Raw genomic sequence first — 26,167 nt, 5'->3', positions numbered from 1 at the left:
TATTTCAACAGGCGGGCAGGGTGGGGGTCAAGGATTAGTCCTGATCCGGTACGCTACGCGGAAACACCATATTGTTGCGGTGGATCAGCTCCGTATCATGCTCGCTGCCCAAGAGCTCGTTAATCAAGTGACTGGGCTGGCCCATGATGCGGCGGGTATCGTCAGAGGAGTAGTTGATCAGGCCACGGGCATATTCCACGCCGTGTTTGTCTACGCAGGCAACCACATCGCCACGGTCGAACTCGCCTTCCACATGCGTGACACCCACAGGCAGCAGGCTTTTATGCCCGTCTACCAGGGCGCGCACCGCACCGTCGTCCAGGGACACACGACCACGCACGCGCAGTTGGTCTACCAGCCAGCGTTGACGGGCCGAGCGCACGGGCAGGGTGGCACGCAGTTCAGTCCCAATGCGCTCGCCTTTCGCAAGGCGCGAAAGCACTTGCTGTTCCCGGCCGGAAGCAATGATCGTGTGGCCACCACTTTGGGCAGCCCGCTTGGCTGCCAGGATCTTTGTGATCATGCCGCCTGTACCGATATTGCTGCCTGAACCCCCCGCCATGGCTTCCAGGGTTGGGTCGCCCGCTTGCCCCAGCGAGATGAACTGTGCATCGGGATTGCTGCGCGGGTCGGCGCTGTACAAGCCTGCCTGGTCGGTCAGGATGATCAGGGTTTCGGCTTCGATCAAGTTGGTGACCAAAGCACCCAGAGTGTCATTGTCACCAACCCGAATTTCGTCGGTTACGACCGTGTCGTTTTCGTTCACGATAGGCACTACACCCAGGTCCAGCAGGGTGTTGATAGTGCCGCGTGCATTCAGGTAGCGATGGCGGTCTGCCAGGTCTTCGTGGGTCAGCAAAATTTGGGCAGTGCGCACGCCGTGGCGAGCAAAAGCCACTTCATAAGCCTGAATCAGTCCCATCTGGCCTACGGCTGCGGCAGCCTGTAACTCATTCATGGCCTTCGGTCGGCGCGGCCAGCCCAAGCGGGCCATGCCCTCGGCAATGGCGCCGCTGGATACCAGCACCAGTTGCTTGCCTTGGGCATGCAGTTGAGCAATCTGGGTGGCCCATTGCTCCACGGCATCCAGGTCAATCCCTTTGCCCTCGTTGGTGACCAGGGAAGAACCTACTTTAATAACCAGTCGGCGCGATTGCGCGACGGCCGATTCAGAATGAGAAGAGTGCTGCATGACGAGTCAGAAATCCATCGCTTGGCGTGTAAATAGAGAAAATGCCAGGAGTAGAGCGGCAGGTACACCGCGTCTTCCGGGCATTTTAGGGTTCAGTCATAGGGCCGGAGCCCTAGACCTGTGTAGCACGATCAGTCTGGAGCAAACCTTTCGTCGTAAATATGGGTGCCGTCGGCAATATCTTGTTCGATATGTTCTTTGCGGCTTTCTTCGTCCAGCCAGGATTGCAAGTGGTAGACCAGATCTTGAGTGCCAACGCCAGTCAGGGCAGAGATACCAAAGACAGGGCCGTCCCAATTCAGCTCTTTAAGCAGCTGGGCTTTCAGTTCTTCCGGGTCAGACACCATATCCAGCTTGTTCAGAACCAGCCAACGGGGCTTGGCGTACAGCTCTTCACTGTACAAGCGTAGCTCTTCAACAATAGCGCGTGCTTCCGTGGCCACTTTGGTGACAATGTCTTCGTCCGGGTCCAGGCTGGAAACGTCCAGCAGGTGCAGCAAAATACGGGTACGGGTCAGGTGGCGCAGGAACAAATGGCCCAAACCGGCACCTTCAGAAGCGCCTTCGATCAAGCCAGGGATGTCAGCAACGACAAAACTGTGTGATTCGGAGGAGCGCACCACACCCAGATTAGGGTGCAAGGTGGTGAAGGGGTAGTCCGCAATGCGAGGCTTGGCGTTCGAGATACGGGTGATCAGGGTAGATTTACCGGCATTGGGCATGCCCAGCAGACCCACATCGGCCAGTACCTTCAGTTCCAGGCGCAATTTGCGCTGCTCGCCTTCCTTACCGTAGGTAAATTGGCGGGGAGCCCGGTTCACACTGGATTTGAAGTGCAGATTGCCCAGACCACCAGGGCCACCTTGCGCCAGCGTGATTTTCTCGCCGTGGCGCTTCATGTCAAACAGCTGCTCGCCGGTTTCTGCGTCGAAAATCATGGTGCCTACGGGCACGCGCAAGGTGATGTCCTCGCCACCTGCGCCGTACTGGTCGGAGCCACGGCCGTTTTCGCCGTTGCGAGCGCGGTGCAGGCGGGCGTAGCGGTAGTCGATCAAGGTGTTGACGTTACGGTCGGCTTCGGCATAAATGCTGCCACCGCGTCCGCCGTCGCCGCCGTTAGGGCCACCTTTTTCAATAAATTTTTCTCGGCGAAAACTGGCAGCGCCGTTTCCACCTTTGCCTGCAACCACTTCAATGGTCGCTTCGTCTACGAATTTCATGGTGATGAGTGCTGTATAGGTCCAGGGGCCGCAGAACAGTATTTGCTGCTGGTCTGGGAGCAGACCATTTTAAACAAAAACCCCAATTGCTTAGTGTATAGGAGATTGGCTTATCTGCCGGTATGTGCCGCAATAGTGGCCGATTTTTAATTCTCTTGCTGTGGCCGTAGGGAGACTGGCTAAGCCGGGTGTGCAGGTTTGCAGATGGCACGCAGGCCATACATAAAAAAAGCCCTGCCTTATGGGGGCAGGGCTTTTCGTAGCGACTACGTTTTGATTGAAGGGCTTATTCGCCAGCAACAACCGAAACAGTACGCTTGTTCAATGCACCGGTGATGGAAAATTTAACTTTGCCATCGACCAGGGAGAACAGGGTGTGGTCTTTACCAATGCCCACGTTCACGCCGGGGTGAAACTGAGTGCCGCGCTGACGAACAATAATGCCGCCAGCCGAAATTACCTGACCGCCGTAGACTTTAACGCCCAGACGTTTGGCCTGTGAGTCACGGCCGTTCCGCGTAGAGCCGCCGCCTTTCTTCTGTGCCATTTCTTTAGCTCCTAAATGAAGAAAATACCAAATTCGCTTTCAAACACAACAACTTAGGAGTTGATGGTGTCGATGCGGATTTCGGTGTAGTTTTGACGATGGCCTTGCGTTTTGCGGTAGTGCTTGCGACGGCGCATTTTGAACACAATGATTTTGTCGTGACGGCCTTGCGCAAGAACAGTTGCCTTGACCACAGCACCAGCGACGAAAGGAGCACCAATTTGCAGTGCTTCACCTTCGCCGACGGACAGAACCTGGTCAAGTGAAATTTCTTGCCCAATGTCTGCCGGTATCTGTTCTATTTTGAGTTTTTGGCCAGCAGTAATGCGATATTGCTTACCGCCGGTTTTTATAACCGCGTACATAGGGAATCCCTTAAGAGAATCAAACAGGCATTGATCAATGGCACGATAAGTACCCCGCTCAATACCATCTAGCGTAAAAAAATCTTGACACGCAAAATGCCAAGCAAAAAATAATAGGATAAAAAGGCTTTGCTGTCAATGGCTTGGGGCTGTGCTTGTCAGTATTTTGCATCCAATCCTTTCGCCTCGCTAAGGGGGCAGAATGCTTGTCAGGGACGCAGTGCTGCACAAGGCGGGCAGCAGGGGAGAATTTGGCTAAGTCGGCCACCGGCCCCAAATGCTTACACTTTTCCTCAATCTGTGGCCTTTGGCTGGCCGTGTATCCGCTAGGGTAGAGCTGTTGCGTTCACAGAGCGTAAGTCATTTATTTTTCGAACCTACTAAGGGGAAGCGTATGAATAAGGACACGATCGAAGGCAAATGGAAGCAGTTGGCTGGCAAGGCTCGTACCGTCTGGGGTGAAATTACCGATGATGATTGGGCCAAGGTCAAAGGCGATGCCACGCAATTAGCGGGCCTGGTGCAGGAGCGTTATGGCCGCACCCGTGAAGAGGCGGAGCGAGAAGTGAAGGACTTCTACGATAAGTACGACCGTTAGTGAAGCGGGAACCGGTTTTTGTCTGATACCCATTTTTTGAGCCGTCTCTGAAACGGCCCAGCAGACAAAGCGTTGATCCTGTACGTACTGATGATGAGGAGAATCGTATGCTTTACTACGCCGTAATCTTTTTTGTTGTAGCCATCGTGGCGGCTGTGCTTGGTTTTGGCGGTATTGCCGCTGGCGCTGCCTCGATCGCCAAGATTTTGTTTGTGGTGTTCTTGATTCTGGCGGTGCTCTCGCTGGTCAAGGGCATGGGTAAGAAATAGAACAGGCCCGCTCGGGGCGGGCCTGTCTAAATAGCGAAGCCGTCTCCACCTGAAAGTGGAGGCGGTTTTTTTATGAGCGGTAGTCTGCGTTGATCGTGACGTACTCGTGCGAGAAGTCGCAGGTGTATACCGTTTCGCTGAGCTGGCCGCGGCCAAGCGAAACACGCACCACGATTTCCGCTTCCTGCATGACGCGCTGGCCGTCCTCTTCCTGGTAGTCAGGGTTGCGGCCGCCATCTACGGCGACCAGCACATCACCCAGCCACAAACGCAGCTTGGTAACGTCCAGGTCCGTAATGCCGGCATAGCCGATCGCGCACAGAATGCGGCCCAGATTGGGGTCGGATGCAAAGAAGGCGGTCTTCACCAATGGCGAATGGGCAATGGCATAAGCCACTTTCAAGGCTTCTTCGCTGGAACCTGCATCATCAACCTGGATGGTCATGAATTTGGTGGCGCCTTCCGCGTCACGCACAATTTTCTGAGCCAGCTCACGCGAGGCGTCGACCAGGGCATCGAGCAGGGTGTTGTAGTTAGGGTCGGCAATAGACTCAACGGTGACACCACTTTGGCCGGTGGCCATGATGATGAAGGAATCGTTGGTAGAGGTATCGCCATCCACCGTAATACGGTTGAACGAGCGATCTGCAGCCAGACGGCACATATCGCGCAGCAGCTCGGGCGCAATTCCGGCATCGGTGGCCAGGTAGCCCAGCATAGTGGCCATATTGGGGCGAATCATGCCCGCGCCTTTGCTGATACCTGTCAGGGTGACTGTTTTACCGGACAGCTGGATCTGACGAGACACGATTTTTGGCTGCGTGTCGGTGGTCATGATGCTGTGGGCCGCATTGAACCAGTTGTTATCGGACAGATCGTTGACCGCTGCTGGCAAGGCGCCCAGCAGGCGATCCATAGGCAGAGGTTCCAGAATTACACCGGTCGAGAAAGGCAGAACTTGCTGGGGCAGGATGTTCAGCAGACGAGCGGCTTCTTTGCAGGTTTGCTGGGCTTTTTCTAGACCCACCTGGCCTGTACCAGCGTTGGCATTGCCGGTATTGATGACCAGGGCACGAATACCGTCGTGGGTTGCCAGGTGCGCTTCGCACACTTGCACAGGAGCGGCGCGGAACCGGTTGGTGGTGAACACGCCCGCCACGCTAGTGCCTGGGGCCAGTTCAAACACGGTCAGGTCACGTCGGTTAGCCTTGCGGATACCGGCTTCGGTAATACCGATTTTGACACCGGCAACGGGGTGAATATCAGATTCAGAGGGGATGAATAGATTGACGGCCATGACGCGATCCGGAAAACAATGTTAAAGGCGGCTCAAAGCAGTAATGATACTTGCTTTGAGCCGCCTTGAGCATAGCTTTGGTCGCGTGGCGTTTTTAGCTCTGGCGGGCTGCCAGTGCAACGTTGTTGCGTGTGATCAGCTTGAGCTCGCCCAGCGCTTCAAACAGGCTGGAGCGGGCCTTTTCGGACAGGTTGGCAAACATCTCTTGCAGCCACTGTTCGTGGGATGCGGCCATTTTCTTGAACTGGCGCTTGCCTTTGGGAGTCAGGCGGATCAGAGAGCTGCGACGGTCGGTCAGCACTTTGATGCGCTCTACCAGGCCTTCTTTCTCCAGCTGGTCGGTAATACCGGTGATATTGCCGTTGGTGACCATCAGGTGGCGGGACAGCTCGCTCATTTTCATGCCGGCGGGCTGGCGCTGCAATTGAGCCATCAGGTCAAAGCGGGGCAGGGTTGTAGTGTGTTCGACGCGCAGACGGCTGCGAATTTCGCCTTCAACCAGATTGGTGCAGGCCATCAGGCGTAACCACAGTCGGGTGTCGAAGTGGTCGTCGCTGTGAGCACGGCTTTCCAAGTCGGGAGCGGCATCGGCGACGGCGGAAGCGGGGATATCGTTCATGATCATAGATAGCTTGCCTTAATGGTGCATGTCCAAAATATTTAGCTTTGAAGGACGCAGACCGCAGCCATGAGCAAGCTGGGTGAGCTTGGGAGGTATCTTAGGGGCTGTATCGATATTTGACATTGCGACAGATCAAAGTAAATTCGTTTTTAAGCTTAAATTAATCAACTTGCTAGAAAGCGTCGGCAAAGGTGTCAAGGCATTAGGTAAAGAAATGCAAACCCTTGTCTACTATTTACTTTCACGGCTACCGCTTTGAATAATGATTCACCGACGCTCTAGCTTGGAAGCGATGCGATAAGCTGGCTAAATTCAAGTGATTATTTAGTTGAAGTATAAGGCATTTGCCTACGTGTCGACGGTTTGATGAATCACTTTCCTGCTTTTACAGATACTTTTTTTTGTTTCAAAAATAATGTCTGTGCTAATTTTTCTTAATTGAAAATAATGCATGTGGCGGATCGATTTATTTCTTATATCCTGACATTTCTTATTCGGTTTTGCGATTCGTGCGCCGGGGATCCTTGGCAGCTTAAGCTCTTGTAGGATACCCCCTGAAACAGCTGATGATGATGCGCTACTGCGGATAACCCGTAGTCGTCAGTGCTGATGTTGGGGCGTTTTTTTTGCTAACATCCTTTAGAACTAAACAATATAGACCTTGCCAATTTGGTCGGCGCCTTTGTCGGAGCAGGGTCTACGCCTGAGTAGGGCGTAATCTACGCAGGAGATACGGATGGAACGTTCAGCGCACCTTGATACCTTTGCTCGCGACAATCTGCCACCTCTGGAATGGTGGCCAGAAATGCTTTTGGAAGGAAATCCGGATGTGGACTATCCCGCTCGCCTGAATTGCGCTGTGGCGCTGTTGGGGGAGCAGGTAGCAGCGGGGCATGGTGATCGAGTGGCGTTGCAGTGGGCAGAGGGTGATGAGAATCGCAGCCTGACCTATAAACAGCTGGACGTGCTGACCAACCGTATTGCGCATGTTTTGACACAGGACCTCAAGCTGGAGCCTGGTAACCGGGTGTTGTTGCGCGGTCCCAATAATCCCATGATGGCTGCGTGCTGGCTGGCCAGCATCAAGGCTGGTCTGGTGACGGTGCCAACCATGCCTTTGCTGCGTGCGGTGGAGCTAAAGACGATTCTGGACAAGGCTGAGATCCACGCGGCTTTGTGTGATGAGCGCCTGCGCGAAGAGCTGGAGCATTGCATGGATTCCGCGCATGACTCCTATACGCCGGTATTAAAGCAGTTGTTGTGCTTTAACGATGGGAGTGCTCAAGGTCTGGAGGCTTTGCTGGCTGACAAACCCGAAGACTTTCAGGCTTGCGATACGGCGGCTGATGATATTTGTTTGATCGCTTTCACCAGCGGTACGACTGGCCAGCCCAAGGGCTGCATGCACTTTCATCGTGATGTGCTGGTCATGTGTGACACGTTCTCCCGTCATGTGCTGCGTTTGACGCCAGATGATGTGGTCTGCGGGACGCCTCCCTTGGCTTTCACGTTTGGTTTGGGCGGTTTGCTGTGCTTCCCGCTGCGTGCAGGTGCCTCTACGGTGTTACTGGAGCGTCTGACACCCTCCGATTTGTTGGGCATGATTGACCGCTTCAAGGTCACCATGAGTTTTACCGCACCGACTTTCTATCGTCAGATGGCAGGTTTGGTGGACCGTTATTCTCTGGCGAGCTTGCGCGCTACTGTGTCGGCAGGCGAAGCCTTGCCGGATGCGACCCGTCAGCTGTGGAAGCAGGCCAGCGGTATTGAGATGACCGATGGCATTGGTGGCACCGAGATGATTCACGTTTATGTGTCCAGCCCGCCTGAAAAGGTGCGTGCGGGTGCGATTGGTCAGGTGGTGCCCGGTTATGTCGCCACGATTCTGGACGATGACTTGAATCCGGTGCCGGTGGGTACCGTAGGTCGTTTGGCGGTCAAGGGGCCGACGGGCTGCAAGTATTTGAATGACGAGCGTCAGAAGCAGTTTGTTCAGGGTGGTTGGAATTTCCCTGGCGACACGTTCAAGATGGATGAGGACGGCTATCTCTACTATCAGGCACGTAATGACGACATGATTGTTTCGTCGGGCTACAACATTGCAGGTCCTGAGGTTGAGGGAACCTTGCTCAAACATGAGGCCGTGGCTGAGTGCGGCGTGGTCGGTGCGGCGGATGAGGAACGCGGCCAGATTGTGCAGGCGTTTATTGTGCTCAAGCCTGGGTTTGTGGGTAACGACGAGTTAAAGAAGAAGCTGCAGGATTTTGTGAAAGAGAATGCGGCACCTTATAAGTATCCGCGAGCGATTGAGTTCGTGAATGCTTTGCCACGTACGGAGACAGGCAAGCTGCAGCGCTTTGTGCTGCGACAGATGGCGCAGGACTGATTCTGTAGACGATAAAAAAGCGGGCATATAGCCCGCTTTTTTGTGTCCAGCGTGTTTAGTTTTTGAAAGTAGCAAAAACTTCACGTGCCGCCTGGACAGTCGCATTGGTGACGTCCGGTGTGTGTTGCACCGATACGAAACCAGCTTCAAAGGCCGAAGGAGCGAAGTACACGCCTTTATCCAGCATGGCGTGGAAGAATTGTTTGAAGCGCTCGATGTCACCTGCAGACACCTCGGCTAGCGACGTGGGAACCTGTTCGCTGAAGTAGATGCCGAACAGGCCGCCTTGGTGGTCGGCGGTGAAGGGAATACCGGCTTCTTGTGCCGCGGCCTTCAGGCCCTGGATCAGGTTGGCGGTGTTGTTGGTCAGGGTGTCGTAGAAACCGGGTTGAGCCAGCTTCTTCAAGGTGGCCAGACCAGCGGCAACGGCCACGGGGTTACCGGACAGGGTACCTGCCTGGTAAACACCGCCTACCGGTGCAACGCATTGCATGATGTCGCGACGGCCACCGAAGGCGCCGACGGGCATACCGCCACCAATGACTTTGGCCAGCGTGGTCAGGTCAGGGCGGATGTTGCTCAAGCCTTGTACGCCTTGTGGGCCGACACGGAAGCCGGTCATGACTTCATCAAAAATCAGCACGGCACCGTATTCGGTACAAAGCTCGCGCAAGCCTTCCAGGAAACCGGGGGCAGGGCGTACCAGGTTCATATTGCCTGCGAAGGGCTCAACGATCACGCAAGCGATTTCATCGCCTTTTTGCTTGAAGGCATCGCGTACGGCATCCAGCTTGTTGTAGTCCAGCACCAAAGTGTGGGCGACGAATTCGGCAGGCACACCAGCGGAGGTGGGGTTGCCGAAGGTCAACAGGCCCGAACCGGCTTTGACCAACAGGCTGTCGGCGTGGCCGTGGTAGCAGCCTTCAAATTTGATGATGGTGTTGCGGCCGGTAAAGCCACGGGCCAGTCGGATGGCGCTCATGGTGGCTTCGGTGCCGGAGCTGACCAGACGTACTTGCTCCATGGAGGGCAGCATCTTGGTCAGGGTTTCGGCCAGAACGACTTCGCCTTCGGTAGGCGCACCGTAGGACAGGCCGTGTACGGCCGCCTCTTGTACGGCTTTGATCACGTCCGGATCGGAGTGGCCCAGAATGGCTGGACCCCAGGAGCCCACGTAGTCCGTGTATTGCTGGCCGTCGGCATCCCAGATGTAGGGGCCTTGGGCGCGTTCGATGAAGCAAGGTGTACCGCCTACGGAACCGAAGGCGCGGACGGGCGAGTTAACGCCGCCGGGGATGACTTTGCAGGCACGTTCAAAAAGTTCGGAGTTACGGGACATGAGGCAAAAATCCAGACGTGAAAAGGTCAAGGCCAGGCTTGGGCTTGGGGCGCAAAGCGCGACTAGGCCTGGGCGTGAAAGTAATCGGTAAAGCGTTGCGCCGTGGCGCGTATGTCGCTGGTCTCAAATAGGCTGCTGATAACGGCCACGCTATCAACACCTGCTTCCAGCAGTTCGGGCATTTTCTCGGGCGTGATGCCGCCAATGGCAACCACGGCAGCCCGGCGTCCTTCGCTTTGCTGTTCCTGGCAAAGCTGATGGGCTAGGCGCAAGGTGTTCAGTTCGGCAGGTGGCGCTTCGGGCTTGACGCTGGAGGGGTACATGGCACCAAAGGCAATGTAGTCTGCATCGTCAGCCAGGGCTTGGCGAGCCAGATCCAGGCTGTTGTAGCAGGAGCGGCCCAGCAGGGCCTGTGCTCCCAGCGCCTGACGGGCCTGGACCAGTTCTCCATCGCTTTTGCCCAGGTGTGCGCCTTGCACATCAAACTCTAGGGCCCAGCTCCAGTGGTCGTTGACCAGCAGGGGCAAGTCCAAAGACAGGCACAGCTTGATCAACGCTTTGAGCTGTTGCTGACGGATTGGTTCCGGGCCGTGCTTGCGACGAAACTGCAGTACCTGCAACCCCCCTTCGTGAGCGGCGCGCACGGCGTCCAGCAAGCGAGGGGTGTCGTCCCATTCAGGAGTAATGCCGTATAAACCGGCAGGAAAGCGCAGGGTGGTGGCGTCAGTCATGGTGGGGAGCAACAGGGTTGAACAGGCGGTGGCCCATACCGGGCTGGAAGGTGTTGCTGGCACGTTCCTGTAGATGCAGCAAAGCTGATTCTACCGCGTTATCCAGCTCGTGGCCTTGAGCCAGAAAGCTCAGGCAAGCGGTAGCCAGCAAACTATCTGTGTCTTGTTGGCGTACGCCACCATCCAGCGGCAAGCTGTAGTCCAGCCGGCCATGATGGCCTTGGAATCGGGCATGCCATTGGCCTGCGGGGCCGGGTATGCCGCTGACCAGCACGGCATTGGCGCCGTTGTTCAGCAAGGTTTCAACCGCGTCAGGAGTATCGCCCAGCAGTTCGTCGGCTTGCCAGCGCTCCAGGCTGGGATGGTCGATCAATAATAAAGAACTGAGTGGCAGCAGCAGGCGTAAACTGGCATCCAGGGCGTCGTCAGCATCCAGCTCGTCCAGACCCGTAGGCATGGCACTTAAATGCAGCACCAAGGGTAGTTCAGGGTAGTCGGAGCAAAGCTCGGCCACCATGCTGGCAATTTCCGGGCTGTAGACAGGGCCGCACTTGATGGCCTGAATGTTCATGTCTTCCAGTAAACAGCGTGCCTGGTCGTCGGCAATGTCTTCAGCCAGGGTCTGGATATTTTCTTGTTGGGCCGTATCGCGTACGAGCAGGGCGGTGGGCACACTGACAATGTGGCAGCCCAAGCGAGCGCCAGTCAGCGTGTCCGCAGGCAGATGAGCACCCCCACTGGGGTCGTAGGGAGCCAGCACGAGAGCCAGGGCGGGACTTGAATTTTTGATTTCAGCAGCCATCTTGTCTTGGATACACATGCAGGGCCAGCAAGGCACTGGATGTCACGGGTTGAGTAATTTAGTAATATGAACCCCATTTTAATGGATTGCCCCGATTTGCACGCGGATCGGACTATGTTTACAAATACAGTAGGAATACTATGCGTACGTGGATGTGCCTGATTTGCGGCTGGATTTATGATGAAGAGACGGGTGTACCTGAAGAAGGTATTGCTCCGGGCACACTTTGGGAAGATGTCCCGCCAAACTGGGTCTGTCCCGAATGCGGCGCTCGTAAGGAAGACTTTGAAATGATCCAAGTGTGATCATCTCAAGTTCCAAGGTGGTTTGTTTTGACGGGAGGTGTGTATGAGTACCACTAGCCATTCCCCGCTAATCCAAGAAAGCGCTGACTTAACGCACCACCTGTTACTTGCCATGCCCGGTGTGGTATCGGGCAGCTTGGCCGACACGGTGATTTATGTCTGTGAACATAATGAACAAGGTGCCTTGGGCTTGGTCATTAATCGACCAACGGATCTAAGCCTGGTTGAATTGCTGTCTCGTATCGAGGTTGACGTGGAGAACCGGGCTGATCTGGCCTCGACTTCTGTATATTTTGGCGGGCCTGTGCAAATGGACCGCGGCTTTGTTCTCCATGATTCCGATAAAGCCTATACCTCCAGTCTGGAGGTGGGCGATCTGACCCTGACCACGTCTCGCGATGTCTTGCAGGATGTCGCACAAGGCCAGGGGCCAGTGCATATGCTGGTGACCTTGGGCTACGCCGGTTGGGGTGCCGGTCAGCTGGAAAGTGAAATGGCCGACAATGCTTGGCTGAGCATTAAAGCCACCCATGAAATCTTGTTCTCTACGCCAGTCGGTGAGCGTTACGATCGCGCACTGGCGTTGCTGGGAATCAGTCCTTTTACCCTGACAGGTGCTGCGGGCCATGCCTGAACACGAAACACCGTCTACGGTCAGCTCGGCGCAAACCCTGCTGGCTTTTGACTATGGCTTAAAAAAAATCGGTGTGGCTCTGGGTAATACCTTGACGCGCCAAGCCCGCCCTTATACGATTTTGCGGCCCGTCACACGGGAGCAGCGCTTTGCGGCGATTGAGGCCTTGCTGGCTGAATGGCAGCCAGATCGCGTCGTGGTTGGTTTGCCTTTGACCCTGGATGGCGGCGAGCAGTATGCTTCGCTGCGGTGTCGGCGTTTTGCCAACCAACTGCACGGTCGCTACGGCGTTGCAGTAGACCTGGTCGATGAGCGGGGCTCCAGCATGGAGGCTCAAGAGTTGCTGGGCAATAATGACGATGATGATGCCGTGGCAGCCTGCGTGATCTTGCAGCGTTATCTGGATAGCCTGCCACCGGCCTGAGCCCTCTACAAGGTTGCAGCCTTTTGATTAGTTTATTTCGTTTTAGTTGGCGCGCTGTCGCCCTGATTGTGTGGATAGTGATCGGCCTGTTCAGTGTCGGTCTTGTGTTCCCGGTATTGCGCCCAGGCGGACGTCGCATCATGGTGCTACTGATGTCTCGCCTATTGATGCGTATCTGTGGCGTGCGCGTCATCGAGCATGGTCAGGCGGTCCAGGATCGCGCCGTGCTGTACGTATCCAACCATGTATCCTGGTTGGATATTTTTGTCATCAACAGCGTGCGCTGCACCTCTTTCATTGCAAAAAGCGATATTCGACGCTGGCCTGTGATTGGCTGGTTGGTTGCGGGGGCAGGGACGGTCTTTATCGAGCGCGGCCAGCGACGCGCCATCCAGATTGTCAGCCAGCAAATGGCCACCTGTTTTGAGCGTGGTGATGCCGTGGGATTGTTCCCCGAGGGCACAACTTCCACGGGTTTGGATGTCCGCCCTTTCCATGCCAGCCTGTTTGAAGCCGCCATTACCCTGAGTGTAGACATCCAGCCTATGGCCTTGGTGTTTGAGCAAGCAGGGCAACGCAGCGAGCGTTTTGCCTTTGTGGGTGAGCAGTCGCTGGTGGCGAATATTTGGGTCTTGTTAAGTGCCCGAAACGTGTCCGTACATTGCCACTTCCTGGATTTGATACCGGCTCAGTCCTGTAGCGAATGGGGCCGTTCGCAAACGGCACAACGTGCCCGAGAGCAAGTCCGTGCCGTTATTTGCCCCGACGCGGCTGTTTCCGAGCCTTGATGGCTTAAGCGGGTTTTTTGCTTTCAGGGCAGTGAATCTGAACCAGATGCCGGTCTTGCAGACGGATAGCACTTAATTGGCGGCCCCAGACACAACCGGTATCCAGGCTGATCACGGTGGGCGTGTTCAGCAAACCCAGCGTAGACCAATGACCAAAAATAATAGGCACCTGGGCACAGGCACGATCAGGTAGTTCATACCAGGCCAGCAAACCGGATTCGGTATCAGGTGCGCCTTTGTGCTTGAAGTCCATGCGGCCATCAGCATCACACATGCGCATGCGGGTCAGGGTGCTGACAATGGCGCGTAGTCGATCGTAGCCACTGAGCTCGGCATCCCAGCGATCCGGGTGGTTGCCAAACAGTTCGATGATATTGTCTTTCCAGTTATCAGCGCGTAGCAGGGCTTCCAGCTCCTGGGCATAACCCAGTGTTTGCTCCGGGCTCCAGTCGGGATGCACACCCGCATGCACCATCAAATGACCATGCTCGTAGTGAGCCAGCGGCTGGTGTCGTAACCAGTCCAGCAGTTCTTGTGCATCCGGGGCGGCCAGTAGTTCTTGCAACGTGTCTTGCTTGCCGGATTTGCGCACACCGGCGGCAACGGCCAGACAATGGATATCGTGATTACCCAGCACACAGACGGCGCGTTCACCCAGAGACCGGATCAAACGCAAGGAGCCCAGCGAATCGGGGCCACGGTTGACCAAATCCCCGGCAAACCAGAAGCGGGCCCGACTGTCGCCTGCAACATCAGGATGGCTGAGTAGGCTGTTCAGGGGGCTGCAGCAGCCTTGAATATCCCCGATGGCCCAAATGGCGGGAGAGGTAGCTAAGGACATGGTTTAGTTGGTGACGCTGGAGTGACGACGACGCCGGTTATGCCGGTTTTCCATCATGATAAGAGCACTTAAGGCCATGGCCATGGCAATCAGATTTGGAACGAGTGCTGTAACCCACGGTGCCAGATTGCTGAGCATGGCCACGTTCAAGGCCAACTGGTTAATCATGAAAAAGCCTACGCCCAGCAAGATGCCGGTAAAGACCTTAGTCCCTACGCCACCATGGCGGGTTTGCATGAAGCCGATAGGCGCGGCAATGGTAATCATGACCAGCAAGGTAAAGGGGTAGGCGACTTTGCGCCACAGGGCCACAACCTGACGCTTGGTTTGCAGCTTGTTGCCATCCAGATAGCCGATGTAATCCTTCAAATCCCAAATAGACATACGCTCGGGAGTGACTACGCGAGCAATCAGGCGGTCTGGTGTCAGCGTGGTGGTTAGCGTTAAATTCGGGCGTTTTTCAAGTCGTACCAAAGGCTGAGCGGGGGCTTTGTCTTGTGCCAGCGTTTCGTGAGACTGCTCATCCAGATGGGTTTCCGTCACATCCTGCAAATCCAGCTCGTTCTTGTGGAACTGCCCGGACGGTGCTTGCATCATCGAGTTCAGGCGCTGGCCATCCGAGAAGTCGAATACGCTGACATCGCTGACGTTGCCATTGCCTTGTAAGTGGGCAATATTGATGATGCGCACCCCGCCATCGGGCGTGCTCTCTTTGAACCAATAGCCGCTTTCCAGCCGTCCGCCACCGGAGCGGCCCAGCAAGGCCATGCCTTGTTCACTGGATTTGATTTCAGCCATGGGGGTGACGTATTCAGACAAGACGAACGCACCGGCTACCAAAGGCAGGGTAATGGTCCAGAGCATCAGCATCATGTGCAGGCCGCTGACGCCCGATGCCCGCAAAATGACTAGCTCGTTGCGCTGGGCCAGGCTGGCCAGGGCCAGGGTGGCACCAATCAGCAGACCAATAGGCAGCAGGTCGTACAAACGCGTAGGCAGTTCCAGCGCCTGGATATAAAACAGATTGGCCAGAGTGAATTTGGAACCGACTTTATCCAGTTCTTCGATCAGGGCGAAAAATGTGAACAGGCCAAGTAAAGCAATCAGCACCACGGCGCTGGAGCGGTAGATTTCGGAGGCGAGATAGCGGCGAGCGGTGCGCATGAAAATAGGGCCCAGGAAAGACGTGGCTAGCTTAACAAAAATGCGGATTGCAGTCAGGGAATGACGACTTGTCGCATACGTTGACTGATGGTGCGCGTGCGCGATTGCAAATAGGGGCTGTTACGATTTTTGTCGTAGTAGGCTGGGTTGGGCAACATGCCCGCCAACCGGGCTGCCTGCATGGCGCTGAGCTGGGCTGCGTCCACTTTGAAGTAGTGCCGTGAAGCCGCCTGGGCACCAAAGACCCCTTGCCCCCATTGGGCCACGTTCAGGTACAGCTCCAGGATACGCTCCTTGCTCATGACTGTTTCAATCATATAGGTCAGAATCAATTCCTGACCTTTGCGCAAATAGCTGCGTGATTCCGAGAGAAACAGGTTCTTGGCCAATTGCTGGGAAATGGTGGAACCGCCCCGACGGCGGCCAGAGCCTTTTTCCGATTGGCGGCGGTTGTACTCCCAGGCTTTGCGAATAGCATCCCATTCGACACCAGAATGGTTCATGAAGTTCGAGTCTTCCGACGCAATGACGGCACGTTTCAGGTTGGCGTTGATCTTGTCGTAGGGAACCCATTGATAGCGTAGTTCCGCGTCGGAATCCGCACTGCGCAACTGGCCCTGCTCTGCCGACATGAAGGTGGTCATGCGGGGAGGCACCACGCTATACCAGAGCACCATTAAGAACAAGGCGATCTGATAGAGCAAGACACCGGCGGCCACGGCCAGGATAGCCAGGCCAGCCAGTTTCCAGGGGTGGGCCAGAAGACGACGCACGTCAGTTTTGTCCGATTGCCTGGCGCAGCGCAGCCAGTACGGGTTCTACATCGGGCTGGACACCGTGCCAGATCTGAAAGCTGGCGGCGGCTTGGCCGACCAGCATGCCCAAACCATCTTTGCTGTGGGTAGCACCGGCTTGCTCCGCTGCCTGCATAAAGGCGGTGGGTTCGCTGGCGTAGAACATATCGTAGGCCAAGGAGTTGCTGCGGTAGCGCGCATCCGGTAGTTCAGGCAGGTTCTGGTTCAGACTGGCCGACGTGGCATTGATCACAATGTCCCAGTCGCCACAGTGGTCGTCCAGCCCGCCGGCGCTGAGGCGGCGCGAGGCATCCGGGTCCAGGGCGACGACTTGCTCTCGTATTTCGTAAGCTTTACTGCTGGTGCGGTTAATGATGTGCAGCAGCTCGCAACCCGCTTCCAGCAAGGGGAAAACAACCCCGCGTGAGGCGCCACCGGCACCAATCAGCAAGATGCGTTTGCCTTCCGGATTATGGCCGACACGCAGCAAGTCCGAGCACAGGCCCACGCCATCGGTATTGCAGCCATGGATTTGGCCGTCCTGCAGCCACAGCGTATTGACTGCCCCGGCCATATGAGCACGGCGGCTTAGACGCGGGCTGGCCAAATCATAGGCTTGCTCTTTAAACGGCAACGTCACGTTCAAGCCGCTGCCTTGCCGGAAGAACTCGTCCACGGTGGCTGCAAAGCCGTCCAGCGGGGCCAGAATGCGCTCATAGCTCAGCGCCAGATCGAATTGGCTGGCGAACTGTGTATGGATCTGGGGCGAGCGGCTGTGCTCGATAGGGTGACCAATAACGCCGTAGCGCTTGGCGGGAGTCGTGTCGGGCATGGTTTAGCGATGCGTATCTTGTTATGAGGTGTCAGCACCAAGGCTGAAAGGTCGTATTTTACCCTAGGGTCTGCGTTCGCTTGTGCTTGTTCAGGACAATACGGTCTTACTGTGGGTCCGAGCTGTGCATGCTGAGCTTGTCATGCGTGAAACTCCAGGTGCGGGTGATGACAAGGACATCGGAACCGGGGGCCATTTGCTCGGGCAGGGGCGCGAAGGGAGCCGCCAGCTCCACAATACGGCGGGCAGCCAGATTCAAGGCTGCCTCTTCTGCGGGCTGGGTAATCTGGGCGCGCAAAAGGCTGCCATCGCGTCGGATATAGACCGTCATCTGAAGCTGGCCATAGAGCTGTTCGCCCGACTGACGTGGGTAATGACGTGTGCCAGTTTGCTCAATTTTTTGACGCCATTGATCCAGGTATTGGGCTTGATCGCTGGCCTGGGCGCTGGGGCCTAGATAGTGATAGCGGGGCTGGCGTTGTTGCTCGCGAATCTGTTCACGCAAAATGGCCAGTTGGCTATTGTGAACTTGCGGGTCCAGATCGTGATCGTCCGGGCCAGGCTCGATGGACGCGCCAATATATTCGGGACTGGGGGTGGAGGGAGGCGCTTTGTCTTTGCTTTCCAACTCGCCCAGTAGACGTTGTTGCTCGGCCTCCAGACTTTGCTGGCGCGCTCGCAAGGCTTCCAGCACCAACTGATTAGGCAGGTTGGGGTCTGTCAGGGGCAGCGGGTTGCTGGCTTGCCCTTGCTGGTGTTCGCCCCCACCGTCCAGATTGAGCTGGGCCAACAGTTGGGGATGCAAGGGCACCGAGTCGGTACTGAAATTGACCAGTGCCACGTCCAGGTTATTGGCCGGGGCTGGCGAGGGCGTGCGAGCAGGCCAGAAGATCAGTACCAGGTGTATCAGCGCAGATAGGGCGACCGCCAGCCATAGATAGTCTTTAGGCGCGGGGCGGCGGTCGGGTCTGGACATGATGCTTAGTCGGCGGTGGCGACCGAGCGCAAACGAGCTTCTACTGTCAAAGCCAACTCATCAAAAGACAGCAGGTCCAGGGTCACTTCCTGGCCACGCTCCAGAGCAGGCAGACCGGGCACATGAAGAACCAGAGGCGCATTGGTCAAACGCACCAGATCTTCTTTGATGAAGCTGGCCTGTACTTGCTTGATGTCGTTTTGTTGCAGCCAGCGCAGGCACCAGAAACGTTCCAGCGAGGACTGGTAATCCGCCCACTGGGTGTATTGCGACTCAAAGGCACCAATAATGGCGTACAGATCGGCATCCTTGGGCTGGAAGGGGGCAACCAGACGGGCCGAAATGCCATGTTCGGCAGCGGCCAGAATCTGTCCTTGATTGATCAAGTCCACATAGCGGCGCAACGGTGAGGTGGACCAGATGTATTGCGGCACCCCAATGGAGTCATGTGGGCCGGGTGTAGTGGACATGCGGGTGCGCATGAACTGCTGGGAGCGGTAAATACCGGGCACATTGTGCTCGGCCAGCAAACCGCCCCATAGCTGATTGGCCAGAATCATGTATTCGGCAATCAGCAGGCTTAAGGGAGCGTTTCGCACCCGTGGCACCAGACGAATGATGGAATCCGGGTCGTCATGTGGGCCGTCCAGCTCAAAACTGTATTCCACGCGGTTATTGTTTTCCGGCTTGCCGCGTACGGCTTCACGCTGGGCCGACAACTGACGCGAGAAAGCCCAGAGAGGGCGCAGCCATTCTGCGTAGGGTAGTTCAGCCGTGTCGTCGTTCAGTGCTTCTTCGCTGATCAGGGGGTCCAGCTCATGCTGGCGCAGATTGCCAGCGACGGTAATACGCTCCAGACGGGTCTGGTGCGACAGAATTTCGCCTGTATTGATATCGGCATCAATATACAAAGACAGGGTGGGGCGGCTTTTGCCTTGATCCAGCGAAAAATGTGCAATCAACTCGGGCGGCAGCATGGGGATCTTGTAGCCCGGCGTGTAGACCGTTGCCATGCGATTGCGGGCAATCTGGTCTACCTCGTTGCCACGGGCCATCGCCAGAGAGGGGACGGCAATGTGTACGCCGACACGCAGGCGACCCGGCTCGGGGTGTTGAACCGACAAGGCATCGTCGATTTCAATGGTGTTGGCATCGTCCACCGAGTAAGCAGTAACGTCGGCTTCCGGCAGATCCTGGCCCCAGTTTTGCAGAGTCGTGGCAGGAAAGCCCGTGCCTTTAGGGAAATGAGCAGCCAGGAAGCGATGCTGATGCAAAGTCAGCGGGTTGGACCAGGCGCCCAGCGAGAGCAGCAGTTTTTCAGTGCTGACGCTCAATTCCTTTTGGGCCTGATCAAAGGCTTTCCATTCCAGCGTGTTCTTGTCGGGCTGGGTCAGGAAGGTACCGGCTTTCTCGGCGACTTCGGGCGGCAATTCGCCCTTGATCATTTGCTCAGCCCAGGCCTGAACTTGCTCTTGCTGCAGCCGTTTCTTTTCAATCGCAGCCAGGGCTGCTTGCAAAATGTCCGGGGGGGCGGGGCGATACAGACCCTTGCCACGGCGGTGGAAGTAAGCGGGCGAGCTGTGCAGCGCAAAAATAGTGCCGGTTTTTTCAACGGCACTGGGCGCGTGGCCAAAATACTCCTGGGCCAGGCTGGCAGCTTCAAACTCTTCCTGAGGCGCACATTCCCATAGAAAGTCGATGTCCAGGGATTCGGCCAGCGCTTGCGCTTTCTCCAGCAGCTCTGCAGGAGCAGGTTGCTCAAAGCTAAACAGAACGCTGTTTTTCTTTATTTTGCTGCGTTTGCCAGACGCGGATTCCACCTGCATGGTGGTATCGCTGTCAGAAAATATTTTTTCTGCTTTGAAATTACCGCTGTCTTCAAAAAGGACGTACATGATTTTCCATCTGGATGGCGTGGGCCATCCGGTAAATATATTTAAGGTTGTGGCAAGGCAAAGCGCAAAATATCGTCGATCCAGGGATCAAAGTCAGACAGCCCATGATCACCTCCTTCCAGAATGTGCCCTTGGCTACCCTTGTACCAGTCGGCCATTTCGCGCCAGTTCAGCACCTCATCGCCTTTGGCCGCCAGCAGGTAAAAGCGCTGGGGATCGACCGGGCGAGGCACGTGAATGTCGTTAAGCTCATCCACATAGTCAGGCAGAAAGTGAAACGGGTCCGGCGAGTGATAACAGACGTGCTCGCCCACTTGCGTAGCCAGATCCCGGCCTGCGTAGACGACCGGGTTCAGTAAGACGGCACGGCTGTGATAGAACTGGGCCAGGTGGCTGGCATAGTAACCGCCCAGCGAGGAACCCATCACGCATAATTGCTCTGGCACCATACCTGCTTGCATTTCCGTATCCACAATCCGTTTGCACATGGCAATGGCTTGGGCTGGGCTGGCGGGTAGCTGGGGGCAACGCCACAGATGCAATAAGCCTCTGTCCTGCAAGGTTTGTTTCAGGCGCTGCGCTTTAAAGGACGAAGGCGAGGAACGAAAGCCGTGTAGATAGAGGATCATGGGGGCACCTGCTATATATATAAGAGGGTCAGCTTGACAGTTGATCCAGCAGGCGCTGATGAATGCCGCCAAAACTGCCGTTACTCATCACGACAATGGCATCGCCGGGCTGGCTGGCCTGAATAATGGCCTGCACCATTTTATCCAAATCATTCCAGGCTGTGGCGCGATCACCCAAAGGGGCCAGTACTTGGGCCGCATCCCAGCCCAGTGCGTGCTTGCCCTGGGTTTCGCCATAGCAGAACACCAGATCCGCCTCTTGTAGCGAGCCGGGCAGGCGGGCGGCCATGGCACCCAGTTTCATAGTGTTGGAGCGCGGCTCCAGCACGGCCAGAATTCGGGTGGCCTTGCCAGTCTGGCTGCGCAATCCGGCCAGTGTGGTGGCGATAGCTGTGGGGTGATGGGCAAAATCGTCGTAGACGGTAACGTCATTGACCACACCGCGTACTTCCATACGGCGTTTGATGCCTGCAAATTGGCTGAGCGCGGCGCAAGCCTGTTCGGGTTTCACCCCTACGTGATGCGCTGCGGCGATAGAGGCCAGGGCATTGAGGCGATTGTGTTCGCCAGTCAGTGTCCATTGCACGACACCTTGGGGCTGTCCTTTGAAGCACACCTCGAAGGAGGTGGGGCTCAGGGCTTTGCTGTCCCAATCGCCTTCGGGGCCAAACTGTTCGACAGGCGTCCAGCAACCTCGCGCCAGGGTTTCATCCAGGCTGGCGGTATGGGTGGGCGTCAGAATCAGTCCGGTGGAGGGGATAGTACGCACCAGATGGTGAAATTGGGTCTGGATAGCGTGCAGATCGGGGAAGATGTCGGCGTGATCGTATTCCAGATTGTTCAAAATGGCCGTGCGCGGGCGGTAGTGGACAAATTTGGAGCGTTTGTCGAAAAAGGCGGTGTCGTATTCGTCGGCCTCAATCACAAACAATGATTGCTCTGGATTGAAGCGGGCTGAAACGCCCAGGCCAGGAGCCACGCCACCAATCAGGAAGTTGGGCGATAGATCGGCCTGTTCCAGAATCCAGCCCAGCATGGAGCTGGTGGAGGTTTTGCCATGGGTGCCAGCCACCGCCAGCACATGCTGCTTGTGCAGAATGTTTTCACCCAGCCATTGGGGGCCGGAGGTATAAGGCAAACCCTGATCCAGAATGGCTTCCATCAGAGGATTTCCGCGCGTAACCACATTACCCACTATATAGAGATCAGGGGCCAGACCGGTTTGTTCTGCGCCAAAGCCTTCGATCAGGGCGATGCCTTGTTCTTCCAGTTGCGTGCTCATGGGCGGATAGACCCCCGCATCGCAACCGGTGACGGTATGGCCTGCCGAACGGGCAATCAGGGCCAGACCGCCCATGAATGTGCCGCAAATTCCTAGTATATGTATGTGCATGACAATCCTCCGGCCTGTATTCTAGACGACTGTTTGATCTGATGCGTGAGCTTTGGTGAGGGCCGGTGCTATCATCCCCTGGTGATATTTTTTCAAGTGTGAGCCAGTATGCGTCGGCGTTTTTTTCTCCAGAAATCCTTACTGTGTGCCAGTCTCTTGGCTTTGCATCCTGCCCCTTGGGCCAGCTTGTTGCCATCGGATCCTTTTCTGGCTCAAAGCTTCAAGAATCTGCAGGGCGAAGATCGCTCCTTGTCTACTTATATAGGCAAGCCTTTGGTGATTAACTTCTGGGCTACCTGGTGCGCACCCTGCGTGAAGGAAATGCCAGACCTGCAAGCCCTGCATGAACGCTACCCCGACGTCAGCTTTGTGGGTATCGCCGTGGACTCGTTGGACAATGTGCAGGAGTTCCTGGAGCGCGTTCCTGTCAGTTACGACATTCTCCTGGCAGGCTCGGGCGGGCTCAAACAAATGCGCAGCGTGGGCAATAAAAAGGGTGGTTTGCCCTTTACCGTCGTGTTTGGAAGCAATGGCCGGGTCAACGAACGCATTTTGGGCCAGATAGATCCCCAAAAATTGGACGAAGTTATTAAGTCTCAACGCTAACTGGCCGACTTTTTCGCTTAATTTCGTCAAATTACGGGTCTGTTGCAGCCCTGTTTAAAACGGGATGGGACGATTGCTAACTGTTTGTAAGCCAAGCAGGTTTATGGACAAATGACGTTATTTAGCGTAAAAAGGCGGTCTGTCTTGACGAAAAATCCGCTATGGCGAAACATGTTCTGGTCCTTAACGGGCCCAACCTTAACCTGCTGGGAACACGAGAACCCGATGTCTATGGGCATCAGACTCTCGATGACATTAACAGTGGATTACAGGTGCTGGCCGACCAGCATGGCGCGCAGTGTCATTTTTTTCAAAGCAATCACGAAGGCGGGCTCGTCGATCGAATTCACCAAGCCCGTGCCGAGGGCGTCGAGTTCATCCTGATCAATGCTGGAGCTTATACGCACACCAGCGTGGCGATACGGGATGCACTTGCCGGTGTCGGTATTCCGTTTATTGAAGTCCATCTGTCCAATGTTCACCGTCGTGAGCCGTTCCGTCACCACTCCTATCTGTCTGACACCGCCAGCGGTGTCATTGTGGGGCTGGGGGCGTACGGCTATGAAGCCGCTCTGCGGTTTGCTTTGAATAGTTAGGCGGCTCGTTTCGTTTTTTTGACCAATATTTTTTAATGCCGTCCTGACCCAGTCAGTGGCTAGTGCGGCGTTGCGGGAAGTACGCATGGATCTTAGAAAACTCAAAACCCTGATCGATCTGGTCGCCGAGTCCGGCATTGCTGAACTGGAAATCACTGAAGGTGATGACAAGGTTCGCATTGTTAAATTTTCGCAAAGCTCGGCAGCTCCTGTGGTCTATGCTCCCGAGGCTCCTGTAGCCCAGGTTGTTGCTCCCGGTGCTGGCGCTGCTGCTCCTGTTGCACCTGCTGTGCCCGAGGGCCACGCAGTCAAGTCCCCGATGGTCGGCACTTTCTACCGCGCTCCCAGCCCAGGCGCTGCTCCCTTTGTTGAAGTTGGCCAAACGGTCAAGGAAGGCGAGCCCCTGTGTATCATCGAGGCGATGAAGCTGCTCAACGAGATCGAGGCCGACAAGTCCGGCGTCATCAAGGAAATCCTGATTGAAAACGGCGGGCCGGTAGAATACGGTCAGACTCTGTTCGTCATCGGTTGATGATATGTTTGAAAAAGTCCTAATCGCCAATCGGGGCGAAATTGCCTTGCGTATCCAGCGCGCTTGCCGCGAGATGGGTATCAAGACAGTCGTCGTTTATTCTGAAGCTGATCGTGGTGCCAAGTACGTGCGCCTGGCAGACGAGGCCGTGTGTATCGGTCCCGCCCAGGCCCGTGACAGCTACCTGAGCATGCCTGCGATTATTTCGGCCGCAGAAGTCACTGATGCTGAAGCCATTCATCCTGGCTACGGCTTCATGGCTGAAAATGCAGACTTTGCCGATCGTGTCGAAAAGAGCGGTTTTGTCTTTATCGGCCCACGTCCTGAGAACATCCGCACGATGGGCGATAAGGTTATGGCCAAAAAAGCCATGATCGAGGCCGGCGTGCCTGTGGTTCCTGGTTCGGACGGCGCTTTGCCAGACGATCCGGCGGAAATCATTCGCATTGGACGTGAAGTTGGCTACCCGGTCATCATTAAGGCCTCTGGCGGTGGTGGTGGTCGAGGCATGCGCGTGGTCTACACCGAAGCAGCCTTGTTGACGGCCGTTGCCACGACCAAGACCGAAGCGGCTGCTGCGTTCAATAATCCCGAGGTGTACATGGAAAAGTACCTCGAGAATCCACGCCATATCGAAATTCAGGTATTGGCCGATGGTGAACGCAATGCAATCTGGTTGGGCGAGCGCGATTGCTCCATGCAGCGTCGTCACCAGAAAGTCATTGAAGAAGCACCCGCTCCTGGGATTGCTCGCCGCCTGATCGAACGTATTGGTGAGCGTTGTGCTGACGCTTGCCGTCGCATGCGCTATCGCGGTGCCGGTACTTTCGAGTTCCTGTACGAAAATGGCGAGTTCTTCTTTATCGAGATGAACACCCGTATTCAGGTCGAGCACACCATCACTGAAATGATCACCGGCATTGATCTGGTTCAAGAGCAGATCAAAGTGGCGGCAGGCGAGAAGTTCGTCCTGCGTCAGCGTGACATTGAATTTGAAGGCCACTCGATCGAGTGCCGTATTAATGCGGAAGATCCGTTCAACTTCGTACCAAGCCCAGGTCTGATTACCAAGTGGCACACTCCCGGTGGCCCTGGCGTGCGTATCGACTCGCACGTATTCACCGGCTACACCGTGCCTCCGTATTACGACTCCATGATTGCCAAGCTGATTACCTACGGTAAAACGCGCGAGCAAGCCATTGCCCGTATGGACATTGCCTTGTCCGAAATGGTGGTGGAAGGAATCAAGACGAACGTGGATCTGCACCGGGAATTGATGAAGGACGCCAGCTTCAAGGCAGGCGGCACCAGCATTCATTACCTGGAACAAAAACTGGCCCAACGTAACAAGTAAGGCCAGCGACAGGTCAGGCCAGGGGCCTGGCCTGATTGCAATGATGATTATGCAAAACAGGGGCTCGCCCCTGTTTTGCTTTATGGAAACTATGTATGCGTGAACTCTTACTGAGCTGCCAGGAGCACGAAGCCGAGCGCTTGTCCGATGCCTTGCTGGAGGCCGGTGCCTTGTCGGTATCGGTGGAAGATGCTGACGGTGATACCGAGCAGGAAAAGCCTCTGTTTGGCGAACCCGGCATCGAGCCCGATGTGCTGGCCTGGGATCGTAATTGGGTTGTGGCTTTGCTGCCCGAGGACCTGGAGCCTGAAGAGTTGTTGCAACCGCTCTTTGATGCGGGTGTTTTGACGCCTGAGCAAGCGCAATGGAGCGTGCGCGACGTACCCGATCAGGATTGGGTGCGTTTGACGCAGTCGCAGTTTGGCCCCATTCCAGTGGGCGATCGTATTTTGATCGTTCCCAGCTGGCACAAGGACGACGAGGATCTGCCCCTTGCGCAGGAAGGCGATGATGGCCTGGTTCGCATCGAACTGGACCCCGGTCTGGCCTTTGGTACGGGCAGCCATCCTACTACCCATTTGTGTCTGGATTGGTTGGCGCACCATGTGCAGCCCGGCCAGACCGTGCTGGACTATGGTTGCGGCTCTGGCATTTTGGCTATTGCCGCCCGCAAACTGGGTGCAGGCACCACGGTTGGTGTGGATATTGACGAGCAGGCCGTCATTGCTACGCGCTACAATGCGCAAGTCAATCAGGTCGAGGTTGAGGGCTTGCTGCCCGATGCCATGCCCGCCGGGCAAACAGATCTGGTAGTTGCCAATATTCTGGCCAATCCCCTGCGTATGCTGGCCCCTATGCTAGCCAACCGCGTTAAACCGGGTGGGCATCTGATTCTGTCCGGTATCTATGACTGGCAAGCCGAGGAAATGATCGAGGTGTATGCCGCGTATCTACCCTTGTCGGTCTGGCAGATGCGTGATGGCTGGGTGTGTCTGGCTGGTCAACGCCCGTTCTAAGACGGCAGAACTTAAGGTGA

At 56.0% G+C, this 26,167-nt stretch carries 29 protein-coding genes; 12 read left to right on the top strand and 17 right to left on the bottom strand.

Annotated features, from left to right (window positions below; all coding sequences use genetic code 11):
- Positions 1 to 34: 34 nt before the first annotated feature.
- From proB to rplU, 4 genes are all read right to left on the bottom strand, one after another.
- Complete coding sequence (gene proB, locus IE156_RS10365) at positions 35 to 1,192, bottom strand: glutamate 5-kinase (protein ID WP_189392465.1); 1,158 nt, start codon at positions 1,190 to 1,192, stop codon at positions 35 to 37.
- Between the two features lie 131 nt (positions 1,193 to 1,323).
- Positions 1,324 to 2,412, bottom strand: a complete 1,089-nt coding sequence (obgE, locus tag IE156_RS10360; RefSeq protein WP_189392464.1) for a GTPase ObgE — start codon at positions 2,410 to 2,412, stop codon at positions 1,324 to 1,326.
- 286 nt (positions 2,413 to 2,698) lie between these two features.
- Positions 2,699 to 2,959: a 50S ribosomal protein L27 gene (gene rpmA, locus IE156_RS10355; RefSeq protein ID WP_009460566.1), complete on the bottom strand. Its 261-nt coding sequence runs from the start codon at positions 2,957 to 2,959 to the stop codon at positions 2,699 to 2,701.
- A gap of 53 nt (positions 2,960 to 3,012) precedes the next feature.
- Entirely contained in the window at positions 3,013 to 3,324 is a 312-nt protein-coding gene (gene rplU / locus IE156_RS10350) for a 50S ribosomal protein L21 (protein ID WP_189392463.1), read from the bottom strand.
- A 394-nt stretch (positions 3,325 to 3,718) separates the two neighbouring features.
- On the opposite strand from rplU, the gene IE156_RS10345 reads away from it, so the two are divergent.
- Together IE156_RS10345 and IE156_RS10340 are read left to right on the top strand one after the other, a co-directional pair.
- The gene (locus IE156_RS10345; RefSeq protein ID WP_189392462.1) at positions 3,719 to 3,922 is read left to right on the top strand and encodes a CsbD family protein; all 204 of its coding nucleotides are present in this window, start codon (positions 3,719 to 3,721) and stop codon (positions 3,920 to 3,922) included.
- 107 nt (positions 3,923 to 4,029) lie between these two features.
- Positions 4,030 to 4,191 (top strand): DUF1328 domain-containing protein, encoded by a 162-nt coding sequence (locus IE156_RS10340; RefSeq protein WP_189392461.1) that lies wholly within the window; start codon positions 4,030 to 4,032, stop codon positions 4,189 to 4,191.
- Between the two features lie 70 nt (positions 4,192 to 4,261).
- Here IE156_RS10340 and argJ read toward each other — a convergent pair whose 3' ends face one another.
- Together argJ and IE156_RS10330 are read right to left on the bottom strand one after the other, a co-directional pair.
- Positions 4,262 to 5,488 carry a bifunctional glutamate N-acetyltransferase/amino-acid acetyltransferase ArgJ gene (gene argJ, locus IE156_RS10335; RefSeq protein ID WP_189392460.1) on the bottom strand — a complete coding sequence of 409 codons (1,227 nt, stop codon included), beginning with the start codon at positions 5,486 to 5,488 and terminating at the stop codon, positions 4,262 to 4,264.
- 94 nt (positions 5,489 to 5,582) lie between these two features.
- Positions 5,583 to 6,113 (bottom strand): MarR family winged helix-turn-helix transcriptional regulator, encoded by a 531-nt coding sequence (locus tag IE156_RS10330; protein ID WP_189392459.1) that lies wholly within the window; start codon positions 6,111 to 6,113, stop codon positions 5,583 to 5,585.
- Between the two features lie 733 nt (positions 6,114 to 6,846).
- Here IE156_RS10330 and IE156_RS10325 point away from each other — a divergent pair.
- Positions 6,847 to 8,496, top strand: a complete 1,650-nt coding sequence (locus IE156_RS10325; protein WP_189392458.1) for an AMP-binding protein — start codon at positions 6,847 to 6,849, stop codon at positions 8,494 to 8,496.
- A 55-nt stretch (positions 8,497 to 8,551) separates the two neighbouring features.
- Here the strand turns inward: IE156_RS10325 and hemL are convergent, their stop codons facing one another.
- The 3 genes from hemL to thiD form a co-directional block, all read right to left on the bottom strand.
- Positions 8,552 to 9,835, bottom strand: coding sequence for a glutamate-1-semialdehyde 2,1-aminomutase (hemL, locus tag IE156_RS10320; protein WP_189392457.1), 1,284 nt, complete (start codon positions 9,833 to 9,835; stop codon positions 8,552 to 8,554).
- 62 nt (positions 9,836 to 9,897) lie between these two features.
- A complete protein-coding gene (thiE, locus tag IE156_RS10315) occupies positions 9,898 to 10,566 on the bottom strand; it encodes a thiamine phosphate synthase (RefSeq protein ID WP_189392456.1) in 669 nt (222 codons plus the stop codon).
- Positions 10,559 to 11,368, bottom strand: a complete 810-nt coding sequence (thiD, locus tag IE156_RS10310) for a bifunctional hydroxymethylpyrimidine kinase/phosphomethylpyrimidine kinase (RefSeq protein ID WP_229841209.1) — start codon at positions 11,366 to 11,368, stop codon at positions 10,559 to 10,561. The genes thiE and thiD overlap by 8 nt, the downstream gene beginning before the upstream one ends.
- Positions 11,369 to 11,508: 140 nt before the next feature.
- Here thiD and IE156_RS10305 point away from each other — a divergent pair, with 140 nt between their 5' ends.
- The 4 genes from IE156_RS10305 to IE156_RS10290 are packed head-to-tail and all read left to right on the top strand — an operon-like array spanning position 11,509 to position 13,519.
- Positions 11,509 to 11,673 carry a rubredoxin gene (locus IE156_RS10305; protein ID WP_189392454.1) on the top strand — a complete coding sequence of 55 codons (165 nt, stop codon included), beginning with the start codon at positions 11,509 to 11,511 and terminating at the stop codon, positions 11,671 to 11,673.
- Between the two features lie 43 nt (positions 11,674 to 11,716).
- Complete coding sequence (locus IE156_RS10300) at positions 11,717 to 12,307, top strand: YqgE/AlgH family protein (protein WP_189392453.1); 591 nt, start codon at positions 11,717 to 11,719, stop codon at positions 12,305 to 12,307.
- Positions 12,300 to 12,731, top strand: a complete 432-nt coding sequence (gene ruvX / locus IE156_RS10295; RefSeq protein ID WP_189392452.1) for a Holliday junction resolvase RuvX — start codon at positions 12,300 to 12,302, stop codon at positions 12,729 to 12,731. The genes IE156_RS10300 and ruvX overlap by 8 nt, the downstream gene beginning before the upstream one ends.
- Before the next feature lie 26 nt (positions 12,732 to 12,757).
- Complete coding sequence (locus tag IE156_RS10290; RefSeq protein ID WP_373296527.1) at positions 12,758 to 13,519, top strand: lysophospholipid acyltransferase family protein; 762 nt, start codon at positions 12,758 to 12,760, stop codon at positions 13,517 to 13,519.
- 4 nt (positions 13,520 to 13,523) lie between these two features.
- Here IE156_RS10290 and IE156_RS10285 read toward each other — a convergent pair whose 3' ends face one another.
- From IE156_RS10285 to mpl, 8 genes are all read right to left on the bottom strand, one after another.
- Positions 13,524 to 14,360, bottom strand: coding sequence for a symmetrical bis(5'-nucleosyl)-tetraphosphatase (locus IE156_RS10285; RefSeq protein WP_189392450.1), 837 nt, complete (start codon positions 14,358 to 14,360; stop codon positions 13,524 to 13,526).
- 3 nt (positions 14,361 to 14,363) lie between these two features.
- Complete coding sequence (gene lptG, locus IE156_RS10280) at positions 14,364 to 15,524, bottom strand: LPS export ABC transporter permease LptG (RefSeq protein WP_189392449.1); 1,161 nt, start codon at positions 15,522 to 15,524, stop codon at positions 14,364 to 14,366.
- A gap of 53 nt (positions 15,525 to 15,577) precedes the next feature.
- Positions 15,578 to 16,297: a monofunctional biosynthetic peptidoglycan transglycosylase gene (mtgA, locus tag IE156_RS10275; RefSeq protein ID WP_189392448.1), complete on the bottom strand. Its 720-nt coding sequence runs from the start codon at positions 16,295 to 16,297 to the stop codon at positions 15,578 to 15,580.
- Position 16,298: 1 nt separating this feature from the next.
- Positions 16,299 to 17,150 (bottom strand): shikimate dehydrogenase, encoded by an 852-nt coding sequence (aroE, locus tag IE156_RS10270; RefSeq protein WP_189392447.1) that lies wholly within the window; start codon positions 17,148 to 17,150, stop codon positions 16,299 to 16,301.
- 106 nt (positions 17,151 to 17,256) lie between these two features.
- A complete protein-coding gene (locus IE156_RS10265; RefSeq protein ID WP_189392446.1) occupies positions 17,257 to 18,126 on the bottom strand; it encodes a TonB family protein in 870 nt (289 codons plus the stop codon).
- A gap of 5 nt (positions 18,127 to 18,131) precedes the next feature.
- Positions 18,132 to 20,021, bottom strand: a complete 1,890-nt coding sequence (locus IE156_RS10260; protein WP_189392445.1) for a ribonuclease catalytic domain-containing protein — start codon at positions 20,019 to 20,021, stop codon at positions 18,132 to 18,134.
- 41 nt (positions 20,022 to 20,062) lie between these two features.
- Entirely contained in the window at positions 20,063 to 20,650 is a 588-nt protein-coding gene (locus IE156_RS10255; RefSeq protein ID WP_189392444.1) for a YqiA/YcfP family alpha/beta fold hydrolase, read from the bottom strand.
- Positions 20,651 to 20,678: 28 nt separating this feature from the next.
- Positions 20,679 to 22,043 (bottom strand): UDP-N-acetylmuramate:L-alanyl-gamma-D-glutamyl-meso-diaminopimelate ligase, encoded by a 1,365-nt coding sequence (mpl, locus tag IE156_RS10250; protein WP_189392443.1) that lies wholly within the window; start codon positions 22,041 to 22,043, stop codon positions 20,679 to 20,681.
- A gap of 108 nt (positions 22,044 to 22,151) precedes the next feature.
- Here mpl and IE156_RS10245 point away from each other — a divergent pair, with 108 nt between their 5' ends.
- The 5 genes from IE156_RS10245 (at position 22,152) to prmA (ending at position 26,147) form a co-directional block, all read left to right on the top strand.
- The gene (locus IE156_RS10245; protein WP_189392442.1) at positions 22,152 to 22,649 is read left to right on the top strand and encodes a TlpA family protein disulfide reductase; all 498 of its coding nucleotides are present in this window, start codon (positions 22,152 to 22,154) and stop codon (positions 22,647 to 22,649) included.
- A 161-nt stretch (positions 22,650 to 22,810) separates the two neighbouring features.
- A complete protein-coding gene (gene aroQ, locus IE156_RS10240) occupies positions 22,811 to 23,245 on the top strand; it encodes a type II 3-dehydroquinate dehydratase (RefSeq protein WP_189392441.1) in 435 nt (144 codons plus the stop codon).
- An 85-nt stretch (positions 23,246 to 23,330) separates the two neighbouring features.
- Positions 23,331 to 23,777 (top strand): acetyl-CoA carboxylase biotin carboxyl carrier protein, encoded by a 447-nt coding sequence (gene accB, locus IE156_RS10235; RefSeq protein WP_189392440.1) that lies wholly within the window; start codon positions 23,331 to 23,333, stop codon positions 23,775 to 23,777.
- A 4-nt stretch (positions 23,778 to 23,781) separates the two neighbouring features.
- Positions 23,782 to 25,131, top strand: coding sequence for an acetyl-CoA carboxylase biotin carboxylase subunit (gene accC, locus IE156_RS10230; RefSeq protein ID WP_189392439.1), 1,350 nt, complete (start codon positions 23,782 to 23,784; stop codon positions 25,129 to 25,131).
- Between the two features lie 95 nt (positions 25,132 to 25,226).
- Positions 25,227 to 26,147 carry a 50S ribosomal protein L11 methyltransferase gene (gene prmA / locus IE156_RS10225; protein ID WP_189392438.1) on the top strand — a complete coding sequence of 307 codons (921 nt, stop codon included), beginning with the start codon at positions 25,227 to 25,229 and terminating at the stop codon, positions 26,145 to 26,147.
- Positions 26,148 to 26,167 lie beyond the last annotated feature (20 nt).

It is taken from the genome of Alcaligenes pakistanensis, from assembly GCF_014652815.1.
In the GTDB taxonomy this organism is placed as follows: domain Bacteria; phylum Pseudomonadota; class Gammaproteobacteria; order Burkholderiales; family Burkholderiaceae_B; genus Alcaligenes; species Alcaligenes pakistanensis.
The sequence above is the reverse complement of the archived record's forward strand: the minus strand, read 5'-3'. Positions and strand labels throughout refer to the sequence as shown.